We start from the raw sequence: 3,269 nt of genomic DNA, 5'->3' as shown, positions 1-3,269 counted from the left end.
CTTCATCAGATAAGTCCATCCAAAAAAAGGAAGCCATAACTTCTTCAGAAAATTGCTCTCTAGCTTGCTCTGTATCCTTAGGGTATACAACAAAAAAATAATATAATCCTAGAAAAATAATAAAACCTAATATAATAGAAAGTAATCTCCAAAAATTAGTACCTTTTATAATATTCATAAGAAGCCATTCATTCTATTTAATATCTTGCGAATGCACTTTACTTTATCTTTTAGATGAAATCAAAAAAGAGAGAAAATTTCCTTGAATGAAATATATACTTATTTTATTTGTGCTCTTTTATGTTCAAAAGAGCACTTTTTTAAAGGGAACTTTGAGATATTTCCAAGTTATCACGTTAAAATTTAGTGACAATCTAAGCTATAGAAAATCACTTATTTTTGCTGGGTAAGATGCTGAGTTACCGCATTAAAAAATAAGCTTTTTTCATTATCAAGCTCAGCCGAAGGCATTGCAGTTTCCCATGTACTCCATTGCATCATGACAATCTTATCTTTAGGGTTAATGGCTAGCATTTGTCCAAAGATGCCCAGACCCCAGAAAGTAGCATCAGAATTTTGAGTCGTTAATGGTGAACCTTTTTTGGCATGTGAATTCCACCATTGAAAACCATATATACCGTTTGGATAGTTTGCAGATACTGAACCTTTCGCTTGATTCCATTCTGTTGCTTGGGTAGTCCAACCTTCGGGTAGCATTTTGTCTCCATTAGAAACGCGCCCATCATTCAATATAAATTGTCCGAAACGTGCGTAATCACGTAAAGTTGCATTAAACCCATGGCCACCCATATCAACTTGATTGCGGGTATAAGACTGCCAAACACCTTCTCGCTCCATACCTACCCGTTTCCAGACATTGTCCTCGAGATATTTAGCAATATTTTCATGTGTTGCCGCCTCTAAGACTTTACCCACCAGATATGCACCACCTGTGCTATATGACCATACCGTTCCTGGTTCATATTTAGACTTCAAATTTTTCACATTTTTATAGACACAAGCATCTGGATCCTTGGCTGCCTCACAGTAGGTCATTTTTGCAAAATCTGAATTTGGATCTTTATAGTTTTCATTCCACTCAACACCCGAGGTGTGTTGCAAAAGCTGTTTTAAGGATACTTTTTCCCAAGCAGTTCCTTTCAAATCAGGTAAATATTGGATGATTGGATCATCTACCGATTTGATTTTACCTTGTTGAATAGCGACTCCAATTAATGTTGCCACAATAGATTTTGCCACTGAACGTGAAGTCCATAGAGTCGTTTCATTGTTGCCTTGTCCGTAATACTCATAAGCAATTTTGCCATCTTTCAATACGATCAGACCGGCAACACTTTGATTTTTTAAGTAATCGTTTAAATTATAATTTTTGCCATCCACCGAATAATGGATATCCTTATTTTTAATGCTGTTCTTTAATTTTGGTAGCGCAAGCACGTTTTTCTTATCAGGATGAAAAACACTGCCATCATAACTACGGAATGTATTTCGAAAACCAACCACCCTTTGCTGCTGTGTCCATGTCAACATATCATGTGGGTCAGGTAATTTTTTATCTACTGTGGTTGGACAGTCTTTTAGTTCTAACTGCTGACAGCTATATTCAGCGCAAGCGACACTACTGACGAATAGACCTGTGAACAGTAGGCTTATTTTAGTAATCTTCATCTCTTTTTTCCCTTAGTAGAGCTTAATTTGCGTGACTAAACCAACAATCACATTGTTGTTAAAGGTTTTTCCTGTAGAGCGGTAGTAGTTATCTGGGTTCCAGATGTATTGTACGAATGGGCTTAGAGTTAGGCGTTTGTAATTAATATCGGTATCTAAAGAAAGAAAAGAGGTTGTTTTATTATTATTACCATTAATTTTTTGTGTCATTAAAACATAATCATCATTGAGCTGAGACTGACCAAACTTCAGGCCTAAATGATTTTTTCCTTGATTAATTTTATAGCTTAACCCGAGTTCCCAATAATTTTTATAAGGCTGATTTTTCTCATCAATATATGAGTAAGCACCAAATACAGTTGGAATATTTTGGTTGCTAAAATCATGATTAAATCTAAAGTTTAAACCATCTGTACCATTATATTTTTCTTGAGTATAGGCATTACGATATTCAGAATTATTATAAAAATATAATAACTCTGCTTTACTATTTTTATCTTTATATCCTACGCCATACACTTGGGTGTAACCTAGTTGATGATGAAAGGAAAAATCTAATCCTTTTTTCTTATAGACATAATCATCTGTGTTGACCTCAAAAACTCCCGCATGCATATAAATATTGTCTGATAAATTATATTTGGCGTAACCACCCCAATAAGCATAGTTGGTAGGCAATGAACCCATTGCTCCTTTAATCGGGTCAGTACACAACAGGATATTTTGACAATTGTTATAGAGGAAATACCGTCTTAGATTAGTACGCCCAACAGAAGTATAGAGTTTCTTATCACTCCAAAACTTATCCCAAGTCAGCAAACTCAGTTGGGATGAAGCCAAATCATTGGCAGCAATTGCTCCACCGACATAACTTGCTACGCCACCAAACCAATTGTTTGAAGTATTTAGCTGTGCATCATCATTTAAACCATTGAACACATATTGTGCTTTTAGAACCCCAAAATCCTGACTTTCATTTGCCAATTTAATTTCAGTATTTAAAAACAAACCTGCTGAATTAGTAAAATTATCATCTACAGCACTTTCTTGGCTATACATCGCTAAATCAATAAAATTAGCTGTGAACTTAAAGTTATCTTTTAGGTCCACTTCTGCATTTGCACTTATGCTATATAACAGCACGAGTGTACCTATACATCCTTGTTTAGATATATACATAGAATCCTTTCCTTTAAATATAATTAATCACTCTCCACGTTTTATATTTTTATAATTAAAAACTTGGCATAATGATTATTTCTAGCTCAATTTAATATTTATTAACTCTGATAGTTTTTGAATCTCCTTCACCACAAATTAATAAATTATATTTAATAAATATCGATAACTTTAGGCTTACTCATTTATTTCAGTCCTATTTTATAAATCTGATTTCAACATATTTATATTGGCTTTACTTGTGTACTAATGACATGAATCTTGTCTAAAAATGACATATAACCCTTAAATACTTAGGCTATTAAATAATCAAAAAAAATCACCCAACCCCCAACAAAAAATACTCAAGCAACCGCTTTCTTTCATCTGGTTTGTTGGGGTCTAAAAGCTGAACCATTGCT

The 3,269-nt window shown here is 34.0% G+C and carries 2 protein-coding genes and 1 pseudogene; all 3 read right to left on the bottom strand.

What is annotated here, in order from left to right; translation table 11 throughout:
- Positions 1-393 precede the first annotated feature (393 nt).
- A complete protein-coding gene (locus UC75_RS00300; protein ID WP_049836306.1) occupies positions 394-1,689 on the bottom strand; it encodes a serine hydrolase domain-containing protein in 1,296 nt (431 codons plus the stop codon).
- A 12-nt stretch (positions 1,690-1,701) separates the two neighbouring features.
- Positions 1,702-2,868, bottom strand: coding sequence for a carbohydrate porin (locus UC75_RS00295; protein ID WP_049836305.1), 1,167 nt, complete (start codon positions 2,866-2,868; stop codon positions 1,702-1,704).
- A 319-nt stretch (positions 2,869-3,187) separates the two neighbouring features.
- A pseudogene (locus tag UC75_RS19390) lies at positions 3,188-3,269 on the bottom strand (TetR family transcriptional regulator); the annotation flags it as partial.

This window comes from Acinetobacter sp. V2, from assembly GCF_001188385.1.
In the GTDB taxonomy this organism is placed as follows: Bacteria; Pseudomonadota; Gammaproteobacteria; order Pseudomonadales; family Moraxellaceae; genus Acinetobacter; species Acinetobacter oleivorans.
This window is presented reverse-complemented; position numbering and strand designations above follow the sequence as displayed.

Coding starts and splice junctions, on each gene's coding strand:
- UC75_RS00300 (WP_049836306.1), bottom strand. CDS start 1,689: ATGAAGATTACTAAAATAAGCCTACTGTTCACAGGTCTATTCGTCAGT.
- UC75_RS00295 (WP_049836305.1), bottom strand. CDS start 2,868: ATGTATATATCTAAACAAGGATGTATAGGTACACTCGTGCTGTTATAT.